Annotated in this window: 17 protein-coding genes; 8 read left to right on the top strand and 9 right to left on the bottom strand. The window is 69.2% G+C overall.

Going from position 1 to position 19554, the window contains the following annotated elements; genetic code table 11:
* Window positions 1–15 precede the first annotated feature (15 nt).
* Window positions 16–663, top strand: a complete 648-nt coding sequence (locus tag JJI54_RS29355) for a ThuA domain-containing protein (RefSeq protein WP_203076992.1) — start codon at window positions 16–18, stop codon at window positions 661–663.
* A gap of 12 nt (window positions 664–675) precedes the next feature.
* Here the strand turns inward: JJI54_RS29355 and JJI54_RS29350 are convergent, their stop codons facing one another.
* The 8 genes from JJI54_RS29350 to JJI54_RS29315 all read right to left on the bottom strand — a co-directional run bounded on the left by JJI54_RS29350 (window position 676) and on the right by JJI54_RS29315 (window position 10663).
* Window positions 676–1668 carry an ABC transporter ATP-binding protein gene (locus tag JJI54_RS29350; protein ID WP_203076991.1) on the bottom strand — a complete coding sequence of 331 codons (993 nt, stop codon included), beginning with the start codon at window positions 1666–1668 and terminating at the stop codon, window positions 676–678.
* Complete coding sequence (locus JJI54_RS29345) at window positions 1665–2687, bottom strand: ABC transporter ATP-binding protein (RefSeq protein ID WP_203076990.1); 1023 nt, start codon at window positions 2685–2687, stop codon at window positions 1665–1667. The genes JJI54_RS29350 and JJI54_RS29345 overlap by 4 nt, the downstream gene beginning before the upstream one ends.
* Window positions 2684–3565, bottom strand: a complete 882-nt coding sequence (locus JJI54_RS29340; RefSeq protein WP_203076989.1) for an ABC transporter permease — start codon at window positions 3563–3565, stop codon at window positions 2684–2686. The genes JJI54_RS29345 and JJI54_RS29340 overlap by 4 nt, the downstream gene beginning before the upstream one ends.
* Window positions 3562–4500 carry an ABC transporter permease gene (locus JJI54_RS29335; RefSeq protein ID WP_203076988.1) on the bottom strand — a complete coding sequence of 313 codons (939 nt, stop codon included), beginning with the start codon at window positions 4498–4500 and terminating at the stop codon, window positions 3562–3564. Before JJI54_RS29335 ends, JJI54_RS29340 begins: the two co-directional genes overlap by 4 nt.
* An 18-nt stretch (window positions 4501–4518) precedes the next feature.
* Window positions 4519–6105 (bottom strand): ABC transporter substrate-binding protein, encoded by a 1587-nt coding sequence (locus tag JJI54_RS29330; RefSeq protein WP_203076987.1) that lies wholly within the window; start codon window positions 6103–6105, stop codon window positions 4519–4521.
* Window positions 6106–6135: 30 nt separating this feature from the next.
* Window positions 6136–7254 carry a mandelate racemase/muconate lactonizing enzyme family protein gene (locus JJI54_RS29325; protein ID WP_203076986.1) on the bottom strand — a complete coding sequence of 373 codons (1119 nt, stop codon included), beginning with the start codon at window positions 7252–7254 and terminating at the stop codon, window positions 6136–6138.
* Between the two features lie 232 nt (window positions 7255–7486).
* A complete protein-coding gene (locus JJI54_RS29320) occupies window positions 7487–8296 on the bottom strand; it encodes a hotdog family protein (RefSeq protein ID WP_203076985.1) in 810 nt (269 codons plus the stop codon).
* Between the two features lie 9 nt (window positions 8297–8305).
* Entirely contained in the window at window positions 8306–10663 is a 2358-nt protein-coding gene (locus tag JJI54_RS29315; RefSeq protein WP_203076984.1) for a CaiB/BaiF CoA-transferase family protein, read from the bottom strand.
* A gap of 275 nt (window positions 10664–10938) precedes the next feature.
* Between JJI54_RS29315 and JJI54_RS29310 the strand changes: the two genes are divergently transcribed.
* Together JJI54_RS29310 and JJI54_RS29305 are read left to right on the top strand one after the other, a co-directional pair.
* Window positions 10939–11955 carry a LacI family DNA-binding transcriptional regulator gene (locus JJI54_RS29310; RefSeq protein ID WP_203076983.1) on the top strand — a complete coding sequence of 339 codons (1017 nt, stop codon included), beginning with the start codon at window positions 10939–10941 and terminating at the stop codon, window positions 11953–11955.
* Between the two features lie 174 nt (window positions 11956–12129).
* Complete coding sequence (locus JJI54_RS29305; RefSeq protein ID WP_203076982.1) at window positions 12130–13149, top strand: isopenicillin N synthase family dioxygenase; 1020 nt, start codon at window positions 12130–12132, stop codon at window positions 13147–13149.
* On the opposite strand, the gene JJI54_RS29300 is transcribed toward JJI54_RS29305, so the two are convergent.
* Window positions 13146–13835: an RraA family protein gene (locus JJI54_RS29300; protein ID WP_203076981.1), complete on the bottom strand. Its 690-nt coding sequence runs from the start codon at window positions 13833–13835 to the stop codon at window positions 13146–13148. The two genes, JJI54_RS29305 and JJI54_RS29300, sit on opposite strands and share 4 nt — an antisense overlap.
* A gap of 111 nt (window positions 13836–13946) precedes the next feature.
* Here JJI54_RS29300 and JJI54_RS29295 point away from each other — a divergent pair, with 111 nt between their 5' ends.
* Genes JJI54_RS29295 through JJI54_RS29275 form a run of 5 tightly spaced genes read left to right on the top strand, consistent with a single transcriptional unit; the run spans window position 13947 to window position 19321 of the window.
* Window positions 13947–15527 carry an ABC transporter substrate-binding protein gene (locus tag JJI54_RS29295; RefSeq protein WP_203076980.1) on the top strand — a complete coding sequence of 527 codons (1581 nt, stop codon included), beginning with the start codon at window positions 13947–13949 and terminating at the stop codon, window positions 15525–15527.
* Window positions 15527–16537 carry an ABC transporter permease gene (locus JJI54_RS29290; RefSeq protein WP_203076979.1) on the top strand — a complete coding sequence of 337 codons (1011 nt, stop codon included), beginning with the start codon at window positions 15527–15529 and terminating at the stop codon, window positions 16535–16537. The genes JJI54_RS29295 and JJI54_RS29290 overlap by 1 nt, the downstream gene beginning before the upstream one ends.
* On the top strand, window positions 16537–17379 hold the full coding sequence (locus JJI54_RS29285) for an ABC transporter permease (protein ID WP_203076978.1): 843 nt from the start codon (window positions 16537–16539) through the stop codon (window positions 17377–17379). Before JJI54_RS29290 ends, JJI54_RS29285 begins: the two co-directional genes overlap by 1 nt.
* Window positions 17376–18347, top strand: a complete 972-nt coding sequence (locus JJI54_RS29280) for an ABC transporter ATP-binding protein (RefSeq protein ID WP_203076977.1) — start codon at window positions 17376–17378, stop codon at window positions 18345–18347. Before JJI54_RS29285 ends, JJI54_RS29280 begins: the two co-directional genes overlap by 4 nt.
* On the top strand, window positions 18344–19321 hold the full coding sequence (locus JJI54_RS29275) for an oligopeptide/dipeptide ABC transporter ATP-binding protein (RefSeq protein ID WP_203076976.1): 978 nt from the start codon (window positions 18344–18346) through the stop codon (window positions 19319–19321). Before JJI54_RS29280 ends, JJI54_RS29275 begins: the two co-directional genes overlap by 4 nt.
* The last annotated feature ends 233 nt before the right edge of the window (window positions 19322–19554 follow it).

The following is a 19554-nucleotide window of genomic DNA, read 5'->3' as shown; positions in this document are numbered from 1 at the left end:
CCGGAGGAAGCAGCGATGACGAAGCAGGCCCTAATCGTCTGGGGTGGCTGGCCCGGCCACCAGCCCAAGGAATGCGCGGATATCGTGGCCGCGATGCTGAAGGAGGACGGCTTCGACGTGGTGCTGGAAAACACCAGGGAAGCCTATACCGACCCCGCCCTCGGCGAGTTCAACCTCATCGTGCCGATGGTGACCATGTCCACCATCGAGAAGGAGGAGGTGGAGGGCCTGTCCAACGCGGTTCGCGCCGGCACGGGGCTCGCGGGCTTCCACGGCCAGATGGCGGACAGCTTCCGCAACGAGGTGCGCTACCAGTTCATGGTCGGCGGCCAATGGGTCGCGCATCCCGGCAACATCATCGACTACAGCGTGCAGATCACGAAGCCCGATGATCCGATCATGCAGGGGATCAGCGATTTCCCCTACCGGTCGGAGCAGTACTACATGCATGTCGATCCGAACAACGAGGTGCTGGCAACGACGACCTTCAGCGGCGAGCACGCGGACTGGATCGCAGGCCATGTCATGCCCGTGGTCTGGAAGCGCCGCCACGGCAAGGGCCGCGTCTTCTACTCCTCCCTCGGCCATGTCGCGGCGGAGCTGGAGGTGCCTTCGATGCGCACCATCCTGCGCCGCGGCATGAACTGGGCCGCGCGGGAGTGACGCGCGGCGGCGCTACGGCACCGCCGGGATCGGGTGGTCCGCCGCGAAGTGGCAGGCCGCCTGGTGCCCCCCGCCGACGGGGCGGAGTTCGGGCGCTTCGGTCAGGCACCGCGGTTGCGCGATCGGGCAGCGCGTGTGGAAGGCGCAGCCGCTCGGTGCGTTGCTCGGGCTCGGCACGTCGCCCGTCAGGATGATCTGGCGCTTCGGAACATCCGGGTCCGGGTTCGGCGCCGCCGAGAGCAGCGCCTGGGTGTAGGGATGGTGCGGCGCGGCATAGACTCGCGCCTTGGGTCCGATCTCGACGATGCGGCCGAGATACATCACCGCGACGCGCGTCGCGATGTGCCGTACCACCGCGAGGTCATGCGCGATGAAGAGGTAGGTGAGCCCGCGGCTCTCCTGCAGGTCCTGCATGAGGTTGATGACCTGCGCCTGCACGGAGACATCGAGTGCCGAGACCGGTTCATCGGCCACGATGAAGGAGGGCCCGGCCGCGATGGCGCGCGCGATGCCGATCCGCTGGCGCTGGCCGCCGGAGAACTGGCGGGGATAACGGTCCATCACCGCCGAGGGCAGCCCGACCTGATGCAGCAGATCCGCCACCATCTCGCGCCTCGCCTTGCGCGACGGCGCCAGGCCGAAGGAATCGATGGGCTCGGCCACGATGTCGGCCACGCTGCGCCGCGGGCTGAGCGATCCGAAGGGGTCCTGGAAGACCATCTGCATGCGGCGCCGCATCTCCCGCAGCGGACGCGTGCCGAGATGGACGAGATCCACCCCCTCGAACATCACCTGGCCGCCACTGGCCGGGATGAGCTGCAGGATCAGCCGCCCGAGCGTGGACTTGCCGCAGCCGGATTCACCCACCAGCGCCAGCGTCTCACCGGGCTCGACATCGAAGGAGACGCCATCGACGGCGCGGACATTCGTCACCGGTCGCCCGAAACCGGCCTGCGCGCTGAAGACCTTGCGAAGGTCTCGGACAGAGAGCAGCGGGCCCGTCATGGCGTCACCGCCTGGGCCACCCGCGCCTGCGCCATCGGCCCCGCCAGCCAGCAGGCGGCCTGGTGGCCATCGCCCAACTGTACCATAGGCGGCCGGTCGGTGGCGCAGCGCGAGAGACGCTCCGCGCAGCGTGTGTGGAAGGCGCAGCCAGCGCGCAGCGGGCCAGGCGGCGGCACGTTGCCGGGGATCTGGTGCAGCCGCCGCCGCTCCTCATCCAGGCGCGGGATGGATTGCAGCAGGGCGCGCGTATAGGGGTGGGACGGGTTGCGGAAGATCGCCCGCACCGGCCCGCTTTCGACGACGCGCCCGGCATACATCACCACCACGCGCTGGCAGGATTCCGCGACGACGCCGAGGTCATGCGTGATCAACAGGATCGCCGTGCCGAACTCCGTCTTGAGGTCGCGCAGCAGCGCCAGCACTTGCGCCTGGATGGTGACATCGAGCGCCGTGGTCGGCTCATCCGCGATCAGCAGGCGCGGGTTGCAGGCAAGCGCCATGGCGATCATCACGCGCTGGCGCATGCCGCCGGAGAACTGGTGCGGATAGGCGTCGATGCGCCGGGCGGGATCGGGGATGCCGACCAGGCGCAGCAGGTCCAGCACGCGCGCGCGGCGCGCCCCGGCATCCATGCGCTGGTGCAGCAGGATCGCCTCCGCCACCTGGTCGCCGATGCGCTGTACCGGGTTCAGGCTGCTCATCGGCTCCTGGAAGATCATCGCGATGTCGCGGCCGCGGATCTCGGGCAGCCGGTCACGCGGCAGGGTCGTGAGGTCCACCCCATCCAGCAGCACGCGTCCACCGGCGAGGTGGCTGGGTGGTTCCGGCACCAGGCGCAGGATGGACAGCGCGGTAATGGACTTGCCCGAGCCGGACTCGCCGACGAGGCCGACGGTCTCCCCTGCATGGATGTCGAAGCTCACCTCATCCACCACGCGCAACCGCGCGGCGGGGCTGCCGAACTCCACGCTCAGCCCCTCCACCTGCAGCAGCGGGCGGCCCTCCGCCGGCGCGGTCATGGGGAGGTCTCCGGATCCAGCACGTCGCGGATCGTGTCGCCCAGCAGGTTGAAGGCGAGCACGACGCTGGTGATGGCAAGGCCCGCGCCAATCACCGGCCAGGGCGAGCCGAACAGGTTGTTGAGCCCGTCGCGGATGATGTTCCCCCAGCTCGGCTGGGGCGCCTGGGTGCCGAGGCCAAGGAAGCTGAGCGACGCCTCGAGCCGGATGGCGGAGGCAGTCCAGAGCGTCATCAGCACCACGATGGGGGCGGCGATGTTCGGGATGATGTGGCGCAGGATGATGCGGATCTGCGTGACGCCGGAAGCGACGGCCGCTTCCACATAGGGCTCCGCCCGCACCGCCATGGTCTGCGCCCGCGCCACCCGAGCGAAATTCGGCACGAAGGCCGCCGCCAGCACGATGACGATGTTCCAGAACCCGCCGCCGAGCGCGGCCGCGATGATGATGGCCAGCAGCAGTTCCGGGAAGGAGATCAGAAGGTCCACCACGCGGGAGATGACGCGGTCGATGATGCCGCCGAAGAAGCCCGCCACCACGCCCAGCGTCGTGCCGATGATCGCCGCCACCAGCGGCGCCAGCACGCCGATGATCAGCGAATTGCGGGACCCGTAGATCATCCGGGACAGCACGTCGCGGCCGAACTGGTCGGTACCCAGCCAATGCTCCCAGGACGGCGATTGGTTGATCTTGATGTAGCTCTGCGCCAGCGGATCATAGGGCGCGATCAGGGGCGCGGCTGTCGCGATCACGACGAAGACCAGGATCAGGCAGACCGCGGCGATGGTGCTCGGCCGGTTGAGGATGACCATCCGCACGATGGCCAGGCGCGATGGCTCCGGCGCCAGCAGGTCGAGGCGTTCCGTCACGGCGCTCATGCCTGCACCCTCAGCCTGGGATCGACGGCGATGTAGAGCAGGTCGATCAGCAGGTTCACGAAGACGACGAGTAGCGCGAAGACGATGATGCCGCCCTGGATCACGGCATAGTCGCGTTCGCTGATGGCACCGATCAGCAGCGTGCCGATGCCGGGGCGGTTGAACACCAGCTCCACCGCGACCGACCCCGACAGGGTGGCGAGCAGGCTGATGCCGAGACCCGTGGTGAGCGGCAGCAGGGCGTTGCGCAGCGCATGGCGGTAGATCACGCGGCCTTCACGCGCGCCCTTGGCGCGGGCGGTGCGGACATAGTCCTTGCCGAAGACCTCCAGCAGGGAAGTGCGCGTCAGCTTGCCGATGAAGGCCGCCTTCAGGAAGGCCAGGGTGATGGCGGGCAGCAGCACATGGTACATGCGGTCCCAGAACCCCTCGCCGCCGCCGCTGATCGGGAACAGCCCGAGGTTGAGCGAGAAGGTGATGAGCAGCAGCGCGCCGAGGTAGAAATCAGGCACCGCATAGCCGACGAGGGAAAACAGCCGCACGCCCGAATCCGGCAGCTGGTTGCGCCGCGTGGCGGCCAGCACGCCGAGCGGCACGCCGATCGCGACGCCGAGGAAGGTGGCGACGATCGTCAGCTCGATGGTGTAGGGCAGTGCGTGGCCCAGCATCTGCAGCACCGGCTGGCTGTGCAGCAGCGACCGGCCGAGATCGAAGGTCAACACACCGCCGAGGAAGTCGAGATACTGCCGCCACAGCGGCTGGTTCAGCCCGAACTGCTCGCGGAAGGCCGCGAGCTGTTCGGGCAGCGCATTGTCGCCCAGCGCCGCCAGGGCCGGATCGCCAGGCAGGATGCGCATCGCGGCGAAGACGAGGGTCAGCACCAGCAGGACCGTCGGCACCGCATCGAACAGGCGTCGAAGGAGGAAACGGCCCATGCTGCGCGCCCCCGCCGCTCAGGCCCGCTTGGTGGCGCGGTGGAAGCGCCAGCGGGCATAGCCGCCCTTCACCTCGTAGCCGAGGTCGATATTGCCCCGGCGCGCCACGGTGAAGGAGAGGCTGGACAGGCCGATCAGCGGCAGGTCGCGCAGGACCTGCAGTTCGATCTGCTTGCAGATGTTCTCGTAGTCCCTGAAGCTCGATGTGTTCAGCGCACGGTCGAGCAGCCCGTCGATGCCCGGCATCGCGACGCCGTAGTGGCTGTAGTTGCCGCCACCCGACCCATCCGCCTTCACCTGCGACGCTGCCGCCAGCTGCTGCTGGTAGAGCTGCGTCGGGATCGGCGGATAGCTCGAGGAATGCATCGCCAGCGTGTTCTTGTCGGAGCGATTGTCGGCATGATACGCGGTGTGGTCGCCGATCTTCAGGTCCATGTTGAAGCCGGCGGCGCGCAGCTGTTCCTGCACGATGAGCATGGTGGAGGAATAGTCCTCCCGCCGGCTGCAATTGGCGGAGAAGCTGATCCCATTCGGGAAGCCGGCTTCCGCCAGCAGCGCACGGGCGCGGCGCGGATCATGGGGATAGCGCAGTTCCGGCGGCAGCTGTTCGGTGGTGAAGCCAGCGGGGAAGCCCGGCGGCTGCAGGCAGGCCATGACGCCGCCCATCGGCGCCAGCGCCTGCGAAACGGCGGGCCGGTTGATCGCATGCATCAGCGCCTGGCGGACCTTGAGGTTGCCGAAGGGCTGCCGCGTCAGGTTCACGTGCAGCGTGTTGAAGGAACCCGGCGCCGTCATGTCCATCTTCAGCGTGCGGTCACGCTGGAGCATGGATTGCACCCAGCCCGGCGCGCGCACCGCCTCCATCATGTCGATGCGGCCGGCCAGCAGCGCCAGCGTCCGCGCCGTCGTATCGGCGATGTACAGGCACTCGACATTGCCGATCCGCGCCTTCGTGCCCCAGTAGCCCTCATGCCGCTTCATGATGATGGCGCCGTTGGTGTCGAAGCGGACCAGCTCGTAGGGCCCGGTGCCGACCGCATCGGTGGCGAAGCGGTCGCCCATCTCCGTCGCGGCCTTCTTCGACACGATGGAGGTGTTGTTCAGGAAGACGGTGGAGCCGAGGAAGCTCGCATCCGGGCTCTTCAGCCGGATGACGACGCCGTAGCGGCCATCCGGCTGCACATCGGCGACATTCGCCAGGATCGTCGTGTTCGTGCCGCCGGTGATCGCGCGCTGATAGGAGAAGACGACATCCTCCGACGTCATCTCCCCATAGCCCTTGTGGAACTGCACGCCCTCCCGCAGCCGGAAGCGCCAGGTCAGCGCGTCCTCGGACTGCGTCCAACTCGTCGCCAGGGTCGGGATGTTCTCCTCCGGCGTCACGGCGAAGCGGCCATCCTCCGGCCGCACGAGCTGTTCGTACATCTGCTCGGTCGCCCAGTTGTCCGAGCCCTGCGTGGTCTGGTTCGGGTCGCTGTGCCGCGGCCGCGCCGCCGCGATGCCGATGCGCAGCACATCCGCTTCCTGCGCGTGGGATGGCGTGATGCCGGCGGTGCTCGCCGCGAAGGCGGCGCTGCCGAGCTTGAGCACTTCACGACGATTCATGGTTCTTTCCTCCCTGTTCCGCGAGCGTTGTCAGGCGGTGCGCCGCCTGAGTTCGTCGTCATTGACCTGGATGCCGAGCCCGGGGCCATCCGGGATCGCGAAGTGCCCGCCCCGCGGCTTCGGCAGGTCGGGGAAGGCCGCGTCCATGCGGCCCGATCCGTCCGCGTATTCAGCGGGCTTCGTCAGATGCATGATGGCGCCGAGCACATGCAGATTGGCGACATGGCCGATGGTGGGCTGCGTCTGGTGCGGCACCAGTTCCACCCCATGCGCGTAGCAGATGGAGGCGCACTGCATCAGGCCGGTGATGCCGCCCATCTTGACGATGTCGGGCTGAACCATGCGCACGCCCGCATTGATGATGTCCACCAGCGCCTGCAGCGTATAGGTCTGTTCCGCGGCGGAGACGGTGATGTCGAGGCGCTGCGCGACCTCTCCCATGTTGCGCACATCGTAGTGCTGCACGGGCTCCTCGAACCAGACATAGCCCAGTTCCTCGAGCGCCCGGCCCACCCTGATCGCGCCGCCGACGGAGTATCCGTTGTTGGCGTCCCAGGCGAGCGGGAAGTCATCGCCGACCAGCCGGCGCACGGCCTTCGCCTTGGCGATGTCGCCGGGAATGTCGAGGTCGAGCTTCGACCGGTCGCCATCGCGCCGCACCTTGATGGCGGAGGGCTTCTCCCGCAGGAAGCGACCCTCCACCACCTTCACCACCTCATCCACCGTGCGGCGCGCATTGCCGCCGACCGAGGCGTAGAAGGGCACCTCGCGGCGCCAGGCACCGCCCAGCATCTTGGCGATGGGCAGGCCGAGGGCCTTGCCCTTGATGTCCCACAGCGCGATGTCCACCGCCGCCAGCGCGCCCGTCAGCGCGCCTTCCGGACCGAGCTTGATGTTCTTGTGGAACAGCCGGTCATGCAGCACGGCCTGGTCGAAGGCATCGGCGCCGATCAGGCCCGGCGCCAAATCGCGTTCGATGATGCCGAGGGAGTGGAGCCCGCCCTGCATGGGCGAGGCCTCCCCATAGCCGACGATCCCGTCCTCCGTCGTGATGCGGACGAAGGCGCTGCGGCTGCCCGGCGGATCATCCGGGGACCACGCTACCTGGAACGGCTCGACGCTTCTGATCGTCGTTCGTGCTTGCGCCATGGAATCACCTTCCTGGCGGAGTGTCGGGCGAAGCCGCGCACCACGGCAGGGCCGATCATGAGCCCTGCCGCCTGTCGCTACGGTTGCCCGATCCCCGCGCTTCCTTCCCGAATTCGTTCTTCTGCCGTGCGATGCACGAAACTTCTTGCCGTGCACGCACGGAAGCCGCGTCGCGGCGTTCCCTCGATCTGACGACAGGTCCGGTCCGCCTGGCAAGAGGCGATCTCGCCCATCATGCCTCGTCCCGCCCGTAGAGCTGCGTCCGCCTGAAGCGCGCCACCGGGCGCGCATCGGCCAGCATCAGTTCCTCCGTCACCACGTAATGCTTGCCGCGCCGCACAAAGGTCTCGGCAATGACGCTCGAAACCTGCAGGCGCTGCCCGGGCCGCACGGCCGCGAAATGCCGCGCCTCGCACGCCGTCAGAACGATGGGGCCAGGCCAGCGATAGCTGCCATTCACCTCGAACATCGCGCGCCGCATCGGGAATCCGGGATGCGCGACGCCCGTCGCTTCGTAGATCGGATGCGTCTCGTCGAAGGCGGCGCGGGATTCCAGGATCTCCGCCATCGTCGCCACCGTCCCTGCCGTGCCGCCGCGCCGACCGGTGATCGCCTCGCCCAGCGCCACGGCGGGGCGGTCCTCCGGCCGCGGCAGGGGCCGCAGGGGCCACTCCCCCAGCGACGGCGCCTCGGCCACGGCGGGCGGCGCGATCCAGCCCTCGGCGGCGACCTGGCCATCATGCCCGGTCATGGAAAGGTGGATCGCATCGCCATCGCCCGGCGTGACGGCGATGGTGACGGCGTCGCCATTGTAGACGGGGCGCCGGAAGCTGGCCGCCATGCTCCCCCGCTCGATCCAGGCCATGCCCCATCGATCGACGGCGATGCGGCTGAAATGCCCGTAGAGGAAGGCTCCGGGAACGAGCGCGGCGCGGTAGCCCAGGCGGCGCGCCACATCGTCATCATGCACGCTGCCGCGGTAGCGCGGATTGGCGTCCAGCCTGATGGTCAGCGCGATGCGGTCGGTGACGGCGATTGCCATGCGCTGCCCTCAGCCCCCCGGCAAGGGTGCGGAGGCCGTCGCCTTCGCCGCCCAGGCCTCGCGAATTTCCTGCGCGCTGAGGCCGGCGATGCGGCCCAGCACCTCCTCCGTATGCTGGCCGAAGGCGGGCGCGGCGCGGCGCTGGCTGCCGGGCGTGACGCTCAGGCGGAAGGGCAGGCCGGGATGCGGATGCTCCCCGGCATCGGGATGCGCCAGGCGATGGAAGAAGCCGCGCTGCGACAGGTGGCGGTCCTGCGCCACGTCGCGCGGCTTCTGCACCGCGGCCGCCGGCACGCCGGCGGCCTGCAGGCGCTCCGCCACCGCGTGGCGGTCCTGGCCCGCGGTCCAGGCCGCCACAAGCGCGCTCACCTCATCCTCATGCCGCTTGCGCCCGGACAGCGAGGCGAAGCGCGGATCGGCCGCCAGGTCAGGCTGCCCCATCACCCCGCACAGCGCCGCCCATTCCGCGTCATCGCGGACGGCGATCACCACCCACGATTCATCGCCGGCGCAGGGGAAGGCGTCGTGCGGCGCCGCATGCGCCACGCGGTTGCCATCGCGCACCGGGTCCTGCCCGGTTTCCGCGGCTGCCAGGATCTCGCCCCCGATCAGATGCATCGCGGCCTCGACCTGCGGCACCTCGACATGCTGGCCCTCACCCGTGCGCTGACGATGGTGCAGCGCGGTCAGGATGGCGGCGGCGGTGTTGAAGCCGCCGATGGGGTCGAGATAGGACGGGCCGGTCGTCTCCGGCTGCCCATCGCGATAGCCGACCAGGCTCGACATGCCGGCCGCCATCTCCATGGTCGGGCCAAGCGCCGCGTGATTGGAGAGAGGGCCGGTGAGGCCGAAGGCCGGCAGTTCCGCCACGATGATGTCGGGCCGCAGCGCCCGCAGGCTCTCATAATCCAGCCCCAGCTTCGCCAGCGTGCCGGGCCGGAAGTTGCAGATGACGACGTCGCAGGCCGCGGCCAGGCGACGCGCGATGGCGCGTCCTTCCTCCGTCTTCAGGTCCAGGATGCAGGACAGCTTGTTGACGTTCTGCGAGTTGAACAGGAAGGACCGGTCATAGGGCCGCGCCCCGGGATCGCCGGCCGGGAAGTTCTCGGGGTTCGGACGTTCCTTGTTGAGCCGCCAGGAATTCACGCGGTTCGGCGATTCGATGTGGATGCACTCGGCACCCAGGAAGCCCAGCACGCGGCCCGCCATCGGCCCTGCCCAGGCGGTCGTCAGCTCCATCACCCGCAACCCCGCGAGCGGGCCACCGGCGGCGGATGCGCCGGGCCGCACCGCCCTGTCTTTCCCGGCGGACGCCATGGCCGGCGCCTGCCCGATCGCGGGCGGTCCGCCGCGGACGCGCCGGGGCGTGCGAGACAGCCTGAAGGTCGGCCCGAGGATGCGGCGCCCATCCGGCAACCGCTCCCAATAGCCGCGCTCCGCCAGATGCCGCTGCGACGGCAATTCGGTCAGCCGGTACGACTTCGCGGCGATGACATCGGCGCGCTGGAGCCGGTCCACCAGCGCTTCCGCTGCCTCATCGCCGAGATGCGCCTGGATGATGCCGAACAGATCCACCCAGTTCTGCCGCCGCGTGACCGGATCGGCGAAGCGTTCATCGCGGATCAGGTGCTGGAGACCGACCGTCTCGCAGAAGCGCACCCAGCGGTGATTGTAGATCCAGATGCAGACCCAGCCATCGCGGCACAGGATCTGGCCGCACGGGTTGGTGCGGTCGGCCCGCGTGCGAAGCGTGCCGCTGTAGATGTGCTGGAAGGCGTGGGGGAAGCACATCGCCGCCGCCGTCTCGGCCGCCGCGATGTCCACATGCTGCCCCGCGCCGCCCGCATCCCGCGCCCGCAGCGCCGCCAGCGCCCCGATATAGCCCGCAAGGCCCGCGGCGTAGGAGGAGCGGTCCCCACACCCGAACAGCGGCTCCCGCCCCTCCGTGCCGTTGTTGAACATCATGCCGGACAGCGCCTGGATGACGATCTCCGGCCCCTTCCAGCCCGCACGCGGCCCCTCCCGCCCGAAGGGCGTCACATCGACCGTGACGGTGGCCGCGGCCAAGGGAGGCAGCGCGGGCCGGCCGCCAGGCGGCAGGATCACCACATCGGCCGAGGCGAGGAGATCCGCCGGCGGCTGCGCCGCGGCCACGACGGATCGCTTGCCTGAATTGAGATGCAGGAAGGTCAGCGAGCCCTGGTCGTGGGTGGAGAAGGGCGGACGCTGGCGGATGGCGGATCCGCCCGGCGGCTCCACGAGCACGACGTCGGCGCCGAAATCGGCGAAGAGACGAGAACAGTACTGGCCGGCAATCGATTCAGACGCATCGACCACACGCAGGCCATGCAGAGCATGGTCCGGCATTTCCTTGGCTCCCACTTCCTCCACCATGCGGCCCGGTTGCCCCGGTCGCTGATGATTTCCAGCGACGCTAGACGACGATGAAATCGCTTGCAAGCGGGGTATCGCATCAGCCTCGCACGCCCCGCACAGCCGTGAAGGCCGGTGGACGACCATGCGGCTATATCCCATAAACGACTGATATTACTTCTTTCTGACCCAGCAACACTAGCCAATCAACCTCAATTCGGCTGAAGCGGCGGCTTGCATCATTGATGCAATCATGGTTCAGATCACCCATGCATGAACGCCCCCTGACCTCCCGCGACCTTGCCCGGTTGATCGGCGTGAGCCAGTCGGCCGTCTCCCGCGCCTTCAACCCTTCCGCCTCCATTGCGCCGGACCTGCGCGCCCGCGTGCTCTCCGCGGCCAAGCGCCTCGGCTACACGCCCCACCCGATCGCACGAAACCTCACCGGAGAGCGGCGTGACGTCGTCGGCATCGTCATCTCGGACTTCGCCAACCCCTTCTACTCGACACTGCTGGACCGGCTGACGCGGCGCCTGCAGGAAGCCGGATTGCAGGCGCTGCTGTTCAACGTCACGCCGGGCGCGGATGTGAAGCAGCAGCTGGCGGCGCTGCGCCTGCACAACATCTCCTCGCTCATCGTCATCTCGGCCACGGTGCTGACGGCGCGCGACCTGCTTTGGGCCGCGGAGGGGCGCCGCATGCTGCTCGTCAACCGCGTCGCCGCGGAGACGGACCTGCAATCGGTCAGCTGCGACAGCGTCGCCGGCACACGGGAGATCGCCGACCACTTCCACGAGATCGGTGTGCGCCGCGTCGCCTATGTCGGCGGGCTGGAACACACCGTCATCGCGCGCGAGCGTCGAGATGCCTTCATCACCCGCATCGCCGAGCTTGGGATGACGCTCACGGATGCGACGAGCGCCGGCGAATACAGCTACACCGCCGGCTGGCGGGCGGCGGAAGCGCTGTGCCTGTCGAGGAAGCCAGAAGCGGTGTTCTTCGCCAACGACATCCTCGCCACGGGCGGCATGGACGCCCTGCGTGACCGGCACGGCCTCCGCATCCCCGGCGACATCAAGGTGGCGGGGTTCGATGACGTGGCCATGGCCGCCTGGCCGCGATATCGCCTGACCACGGTGCAGCAGCCCGTGGAGCAGATCGTCGAAGAAGCCGTGCAACGCGCCATGCCAGGCTCCCGCCCCTCCGACGGTCCGCAGAACCTGCGCATCCCGGCCAGGCTCGTCGTGCGCCATTCGACGCTGGCCGAGGACAGCGCCCCGCCATAGGCGCCGCGGCGCCGATGCCAGGATCGCAAGCCTGCCGTCGATCACCGTGATACGGCCACGCGCCACGCAACCGCACGCACAAAGCAAGGTACGGCTGCGCCATCACCGCGCCTCGCCCCTTGCCGTCGCCCGTCGAAGGTCTAGGCTGCCTGCCAGAGAAGCAGGAGGAAGCCGATGTCGCACGCCATCGCCACGCCCGGTGCCATCGATGCCGATGAGGACATGATCCCCGGCCTCGACCTCGGGCCCTACCTCGCCGGAGAGAAGGGTGCGCTCGAGAAGCTGGCCGCCGACATGCGGCATGTCTGCGAGAATATCGGATTCTTCTACATCAAGAACCACGGCGTGGATCAGCGCGTGGTGGACCGCGCCTTCGCGGCATCCCGCCGCTTCCATGAACTGCCGCTGGAGCGGAAGAAGGAGATCCCGCTCGACATGAACAATGTCGGCTACATGCCGGTGAATGCCAGCATGCAGCGCCATTCCAAGGTCGAGACCGCCCGCAAGCCGAACTACAACGCATCCTTCTTCTGCAAGCGGGACCGCACGCCGGATGACCCCGATGTGATCGCGGGCAAGCCCTTCCGCGGCCTCAACCAGTGGCCGCGCGACCTGCCCGGATTCCGCGAGGATGTCGTGGCCTACACGGTGGAAGCCGAAAAGCTCGGCATGAAGCTGCTGCCGGTCGTGGCGCGCGCGCTCGGCCTGCCGGGAGACCATTTCGTGCCCTTCTTCAACCCCGCGCAGTTCTCGCTGCGGATGTTGCACTATCCGCCGCGGGACGAGGCGGAGCCCGAGCAGTTCGGCACCGGCGCGCATACCGATGGCGGATTCCTGACGCTGCTGGTGCAGAACGGCGTGGGCGGCCTGCAGATCCGGCGCACCGACGGCGTCTGGCTGAATGCGCCGGTGCTGCCGGGCCGCTTCCTGGTCAATTCCGGCGACATCATGCGCCGCTGGACCAATGACCGCTTCCTCTCCACGCCGCATCGCGTGCTGAATACCTCGGGCGTAGAGCGCTATTCGATGGCCTTCTTCTTCGACCCGCATCTCGACCGCGTGCTGGAATGCCTGCCCGGTTGCTCGGGCCCGGACAATCCGCCCCGCTACGCGCCGACGACCTATGGCGACTACCTGACCGAGTTCCTGAACGCCAACTACTTCAACCGCAACAAGGCGGCGGCGCCCAGCTAGATCCTGGCTGCGGCGGCGAAGGCGGCGGCGAGGCTCTCGGGCGTCGCGCCATCCCGCGCCGCGGCGAGCAGCAGCGCCTCCTTCGCCTGGACGCGCCGCGCGGCGGCGGGCAGGTCGGGCAGCAGCGCGGGCGGGAAGGCGACGGCGCCGTGGCGATCGGCATGGACGATATCGCCCGGCGCCACGCGCATACCCAGGATGTCGACCGGCTCCCCCCATCCCGCCACATGGCCGTGGCCATGGCTTGGCGTCACGATGCCCGCGAGCAGCCCGAAGCCCGGCGGCAGCAGCGGCAGGTCCCGCACCGCGCCATCGGTGACCACGCCGCGTAGGCCGAGCCCCTGGTGGATGCCGGCATTCACATCGCCCCAGATGCCGCCGAAGCCGCGTCGAACCGAGACGTCCTGGGCCACCAGCAGCGCCGGCCGGGGCGAGGCCGCGAGATGGCGCCAGTAGCCGAGCCGCCGCGCCGCACCCTCCGCCGCATCCCAGACGGGCGGCTCATCGGCGCGCACCGTCGCGGTCACGGCGATGCCGATCATCGCCGGCTCGTCATCCCGCGCCCAAACCAGGCGGCCCGTGGTGAAGGACACGCCCTGTCGGCCCGGCCGCAGCAGGTCCAGCGCGTTGCAGATTGTCGGCGTGTCGAAGCCCGCGAGCACGGCGAAGCTATCCTGTTCCGGCACGTCTTCGATCTCCCGCAATGCGCGTTGACAGCCCCGGCGAGGCCCCGGCCTAATCACGGCAAAGCATGCCGGGACGACGATGGTCGGGCAATCGAGCGGGGAGAAGCGGAGATGTTGAGGCGCGAATTCTTCGCCATCGGCGCGGCGGCCGCGTCCAGCCTGGCGCCCATGGATGTCGCGCAGGCGCAGGGCAATCCGGCGCTGATCTGGGGCGGCAACCTGTCCCGCACGCTGGATCCGCATACGGTCTTCGACGTGCCCTCCGCCTTCACGCGCTGCAACCTCTATGACAGCCTCTACGACTATGCGGGTGAGCCGCCGGAGCCTCGCCCGCTGCTGGCGACGGAGACGCGGGCCAGCGCCGATGGCCGCACCTTCGACTTCACCCTGCGCGGCGACGTGAAGTTCCATGACGGCACGCCGATGACGGCGGAGGATATCGTCTATTCCTTCCAGCGCATGCTGACCTTGCGCCGCGGCGTCGCGCCGGCCTTCACGAGTTTCCTGAAGCCGGAGAACATCAGCGCCACCGGCACCAACACCGTCCGCATGGTGCTGGATCGCGCCTATGCGCCCTTCATGTCCTGCCTGCCGATGGTGGCGATCCTCAACAAGCGGCTGATGCAGGCCAACACCGTCAACAACGACTGGGGCGAGGCCTGGATCGCGGGCAACGATGCCGGCAGCGGCGCCTACCGGATCGTGCCCGGCAGCTTCCGGGCCTTGCAGACGCTCGACATGGAAGCGGTCGCCGACTACTGGCGCGGCTGGCCGCAGCCGAAGCCGATCCGCAGCGTGCTCTGCCGCCCCGTCGCCGATGACGCGACCCGCCTGCTGGCGGTGGAGCGTGGCGACATCGACACCACCCATTCCTACATCCGCCCGGACCAGCACGACCGCGTGCGCCGCGGCAACGGCCTGCGCCTGGTGGAGGAACCGCAGTTCCGCACCTTCCAGCTGCGCGTCCATAACGGCAAGGAACCCTTCAACAACCTCGATTACCGCAAGGCGCTCTCCTACGCCTTCCCCTACGACCTCTTCATCAACCGGGTGCTGCGCGGCACGGCGGAACGCAGCCCCGGGCCCCTGCCCGTCAGCCTCTGGGGCCATCCGCGGGACCTGCAGGGCTATCGCCATGACCTCGACCTGGCGCGCCGCCACCTCGATGCCGCGCGCCGCGCTGGCGCCAATGTGGCGAAGGAGATCACCTTCACCGCTTTGGTCGGCTTCGATGAGACGGAGCAGGCCGCCCAGCTCCTGCAATCGGAACTCCGCCGCATCGGCGTGACGCTGCGGATCACGAAGGCCGTCTGGGCGAATGTCATCCAGCTCACGCAGAATGAGGAGACGTCGCCGGAACTGTGGTCGCATTGGGGATCGACCTACTACATCGATCCCGACAACTGGATCGGCACCTTCTATTCCAAGGACGCGCTGGGCAGCCAGCGCGGCTCCACCTGGTACCGGGACGAGGAGACGGAGCGCCTGATCCAGGCCGCGCGCAGCACGCTGGACCGCGCGGAGCGGCAGCGCCTGTATGAGGACGCGTCGCGGCGCCTCGTCGATGCGGCGGCGGATGTCTGGATCTACAACAGCAAGGCCTATCGTGCCGTCCGCACGCGCATCAAGGGATTCCGCCCGGGGGCGGTGGGGGATGGGGTGGATCTGCGGGAGATGTGGATCGACGCCTGATGGCACGGCTCATCCTGCGGCGCCTGCTGCTGATGGTGCCGGTGCTCTTCGGCCTTCTGCTGCTCGTCTTCGTCCTCACGCGGCTGGTCCCGGCCGATCCGGCGGCGATGCTCGCCGGCGAACAGGCAACGGGCGCGCAGATCGCGGAGCTGCGCACGCGCCTCGGGCTCGACCGCTCCATCGCCGTCCAGTTCTGGTTCTACGTGAAGCAGGTGGCGCAGGGCGATTTCGGCGCCAGCCTCTATACCCAACGGCCCGTGGTGCTGGACCTGATGGAGCGCGTTCCCGCCACCATCGAGCTGGCCTTCGCCACCATGCTCGTCTCCATCGCGCTCGGCGTGCCGCTCGGCACCATCGCGGCGGTGAACCGCAACGGCCTGGTGGACCAGGCGATCCGCATCATGACCATCGCGGGCCTTGCCGTCGCCTCCTTCTGGATGGCGCTCATGCTGCAACTCGTCTTCAGCATGTGGCTGGACCTTCTGCCGCTGCGCGGCCGCATCGCGACGGGGTTGCGCCCGCCGCCCGTCGTCACCGGCATCTTCACCATCGACTACCTGCTGGCCGGCGATCTTCGCATGGTCGGCCATGCGCTGTGGCACCTCGTCCTGCCGGCGACGACGCTCGCGCTGCCGGCCACCGCGACCATCGCGCGCTTCACGCGCTCCTCCGTCATCGAGACGCTGCAGAAGGATTTCGTGGCCTGGGAACGCTCGGTCGGCTATCCCGGGCGCGTCATCCTGTGGCGCTACGTGCTGCGCAACTCGCTCTCCGCCACCGTCACGCAGGTCGGCCTGCTGTTCGGCGTCTTCCTGTCGGGCTCCATCGTGGTGGAAGCGATCTTCGGCTGGCCGGGGCTGGGCGACTACCTGTTCAACGCCATCCTGATCTCCGACTACCAGCCGGTGCTGGCCACCACCCTTACCATCGGCGTGATCTACGCCCTGGTGAACATCGCCGTGGATATCGCCCAGGCGCTGATCGACCCGCGCGTGGCGGAACAGGGTTGATGCCCCTCGCCCTGCGCCGCCTGCTGGCAGACCCCGCCGCCCTGCTCGGCGCCACCATCCTGGCCGCGCTGCTGGCCTGCGCCCTGTTCGGCGAGCACATGGTCCCCTTCCCCGACGATGCCTTCGACGCCAAGCCCTGGCAGCGGCTGGAACCGCCCTCCGCCGAGTTCTGGTTCGGCACGGATGGCCTGGGCCGCGACGTCTTCTCCCGCACCATCATGGGGGCGCGCGTCGCGCTGCTGATCGCGCTGTCCGTCGTGGCGGGCGCCATGCTCATCGGCGTGCCGCTCGGCCTGCTCGCGGGCTATCGCGGCGGCTGGCTGGCGGAGGCGGTGATGCGCGTCACCGATGTGTTCCAGGCCGTGCCGCAGCTTGTCCTCGCGCTTGCCTTCGCGGCGGTGATGCGGCCTTCCATCGGCTCCGCCATGCTGGCGCTCACGCTGACCTACTGGCCCTTCTTCTGCCGCATCGTCTATGGCGAGACGCGGCGCGTGAAGTCCGGCGTATTCATCGATGCGTTGCAGGCGCAGGGCGCCGGCACGCCGCGCATCCTGTTCCTGCATGTGCTGCCGAATGTCGCGCCCGCCATCATCGTCCGCGCCACCATCGGCATGGGGGTCACCATCCTGGTGGCGGCGACGCTCGGCTTCCTCGGCATGGGGGCGGCGCCGCCGACGCCGGAATGGGGGCTGATGGTGGCGGAAAGCCGCAAGGATCTGCCGGAGGGCTGGTGGCAATCGCTCTTTCCCGGCCTCGCCATCCTGCTTGCCGTGCTCGGCTTCAACCTGGTGGGCGATGCGATCCGCGATGTCGCCGATCCGCGCCTTCGCCGGTCCCGATGACGACGCTGCTCGATATCCGCGACCTCAGCCTGTCGATCCGCACGCCGGAGGGCGAGGCACGGATCCTCGACCGCGTGTCGCTCCGGCTCCGCCGCGGCGCGGTGCTGGGGCTGGTCGGGGAGAGTGGCTGCGGGAAATCGACCCTGGTGAAGACGGTGCTGGGCGTCATGCCGCGCCATGCCCGCCCCACGCACGGGCAGGTGATCTTCGACGGCACGGACCTGCTTCCATTGCCGGAACGCGACTTGGCCGCGCGCTTCCGCGGTCGCCGCATCGGCTTCATCCCGCAGGACCCCGCGCTGGCCCTCAACCCGATGTTCCGCGTCGGCACCCAGCTGGCGGAGATCTGGCGCTGGCACGCGCCGGAGGGAGAGGATCGCGGCACCGCCACGGCACGCGCCCGCATCCTGGCGCTGTTCCGTCGCGTGCAGTTGCCGGATGCCGAGGCCGCGCTGGATCGCTATCCCCATCAGTTCAGCGGGGGCCAGCGCCAGCGCGTGCTGATCGCCGCCGCCCTGCTGTGCCGGCCGGAGCTGGTCGTGGCGGACGAGCCGACCACCGCCCTCGACGTGACGACGCAGCAGCAGATCCTGCTGCTGATCCGGTCGCTGGCGCAGGAGATGGACCTCTCCGTCCTGTTCGTCACGCATGATTTCGGCGTGGTCAGCGCGCTCTGCACGGATGTCGCGGTGATGTATGCCGGACAGATGGTGGAGGCCGGCGCCAAGCGCCTCGTCCTCGGCGATCCCTGCCACCCCTATACGCGGGCGCTGATCGCCTGCCATCCGGACCGGATGGAGCGCCTGGCGGGCATTCCCGGCGCTGTCCCCTCCCCCCTGTCGCCGCCGCCGGGGTGCCGCTTCAGGCCGCGCTGCGAGGCGGCGGAGGACCGCTGCGCCGCGCGCCCGCCCGGGCTTTCGCCGCAGGCGGATGGCCGCGGCGTCGGCTGCATCCGGTGGGACGCGTGACCACCCTGCTCACCGCCCGCGGCCTGCGGGTGCTGCTCGGTGGCCGGCGCCGTGCCCTTGCCGCGCCGCTGGCGCCGGTACGCGCCGTCGATGGCGTCGATCTCGACCTGCAACGGGGCGAGATCCTCGGCCTCGTCGGCGAATCCGGATGCGGCAAGACGACGCTCGGCCGCACGCTGCTCGGCCAGCAGCGGGAGACGGCGGGCGAGATCACGCTGGCCGGCCGCCTCGTCTCCGGCCTGCCGCCCCGCGCCGCGCGCCAGGCGCGCGCCGCCATCGGCTATGTCCACCAGGACCCTGGCGCCGCGCTTGATCCCTGGTGGAGCATCGGTGCCACGCTGCGGGAGGCCCTGCGCATCGGCGGCGTCGCGGAGGCGCGTGAGCGCGATGCGCGGATCGAGGAGATGGTCGCGGCGGTGGGCCTCGATCCCTCCGTGCTGTCACGCTATCCGCACGAACTCTCCGGCGGGCAGTTGCGCCGCATCGGCCTGGCGCGCGTGCTGGTGCTGCGGCCGGAGATCGTGATCTTCGACGAACCGACCTCCGGCCTCGATCTCTCGGTGCAGGCGACGGTGCTCCGGCTGTTCCAGGATCTGAGGGCTCGCTTCGGCCTGACCTACATCTTCATCTCGCACGACCTGTCGGTGGTCCGCCTGATGTGCGACCGGATCGCCGTGATGTATCTCGGCCGCGTGGTGGAGACGGCGCCCGCCGACACGCTCTTCGCCACCCCCCGCCACCCCTATACCGCGGCCCTGCTGCGCGCCGCGCCGCGGCTGGACCCGGATGGAACGCTGGCGGAGGCCGCGGTGGCCGGTGATCCGCCCTCCGCCGTCGCGCTGCCCTCCGGCTGCCGCTTCCGCCCCCGCTGCCCCGTAGCGGCGGAGGCCTGTTCGACCACCGATCCGTCCCTGGAGGAGGCCTCGCCAGGCCACGCCGTCGCCTGCATCCGCTGGCGGCAGATCACGGCATAGCGGCGCGCGCCCCCTGCATGGCGTCCGTTCGCCATACGAACAACATGGCCCTTCTGTCCGCGATGCGGATGCGGACTTGCTAACAGGGATGCAATCCTCTTCACTCCGTCCCAGCACCCTCGAGGAACGGCCTGGTCCTCCATGAGCGGTCCCGACGGGAAATGATGTGCGGTGAAGGCTGACGTTTCCGGAGCGGCGAGGGGGTGGGACAGGCGGGCCGCGCCCGCCTGGCT

The sequence above is a fragment of the Falsiroseomonas ponticola genome (genome assembly GCF_016805305.1).
Lineage (GTDB): Bacteria > Pseudomonadota > Alphaproteobacteria > Acetobacterales > Acetobacteraceae > Falsiroseomonas > Falsiroseomonas ponticola.
Note: the sequence above shows the minus strand (reverse complement) of the source record. Positions and strands in the feature narration are given on the sequence as shown.

Coding starts and splice junctions, on each gene's coding strand:
- JJI54_RS29355 (WP_203076992.1), top strand. CDS start 16: ATGACGAAGCAGGCCCTAATCGTCTGGGGTGGCTGGCCCGGCCACCAG.
- JJI54_RS29350 (WP_203076991.1), bottom strand. CDS start 1,668: ATGACGGGCCCGCTGCTCTCTGTCCGAGACCTTCGCAAGGTCTTCAGC.
- JJI54_RS29345 (WP_203076990.1), bottom strand. CDS start 2,687: ATGACCGCGCCGGCGGAGGGCCGCCCGCTGCTGCAGGTGGAGGGGCTG.
- JJI54_RS29340 (WP_203076989.1), bottom strand. CDS start 3,565: ATGAGCGCCGTGACGGAACGCCTCGACCTGCTGGCGCCGGAGCCATCG.
- JJI54_RS29335 (WP_203076988.1), bottom strand. CDS start 4,500: ATGGGCCGTTTCCTCCTTCGACGCCTGTTCGATGCGGTGCCGACGGTC.
- JJI54_RS29330 (WP_203076987.1), bottom strand. CDS start 6,105: ATGAATCGTCGTGAAGTGCTCAAGCTCGGCAGCGCCGCCTTCGCGGCG.
- JJI54_RS29325 (WP_203076986.1), bottom strand. CDS start 7,254: ATGGCGCAAGCACGAACGACGATCAGAAGCGTCGAGCCGTTCCAGGTA.
- JJI54_RS29320 (WP_203076985.1), bottom strand. CDS start 8,296: ATGGCAATCGCCGTCACCGACCGCATCGCGCTGACCATCAGGCTGGAC.
- JJI54_RS29315 (WP_203076984.1), bottom strand. CDS start 10,663: ATGCCGGACCATGCTCTGCATGGCCTGCGTGTGGTCGATGCGTCTGAA.
- JJI54_RS29310 (WP_203076983.1), top strand. CDS start 10,939: ATGCATGAACGCCCCCTGACCTCCCGCGACCTTGCCCGGTTGATCGGC.
- JJI54_RS29305 (WP_203076982.1), top strand. CDS start 12,130: ATGTCGCACGCCATCGCCACGCCCGGTGCCATCGATGCCGATGAGGAC.
- JJI54_RS29295 (WP_203076980.1), top strand. CDS start 13,947: ATGTTGAGGCGCGAATTCTTCGCCATCGGCGCGGCGGCCGCGTCCAGC.
- JJI54_RS29290 (WP_203076979.1), top strand. CDS start 15,527: ATGGCACGGCTCATCCTGCGGCGCCTGCTGCTGATGGTGCCGGTGCTC.
- JJI54_RS29285 (WP_203076978.1), top strand. CDS start 16,537: ATGCCCCTCGCCCTGCGCCGCCTGCTGGCAGACCCCGCCGCCCTGCTC.
- JJI54_RS29280 (WP_203076977.1), top strand. CDS start 17,376: ATGACGACGCTGCTCGATATCCGCGACCTCAGCCTGTCGATCCGCACG.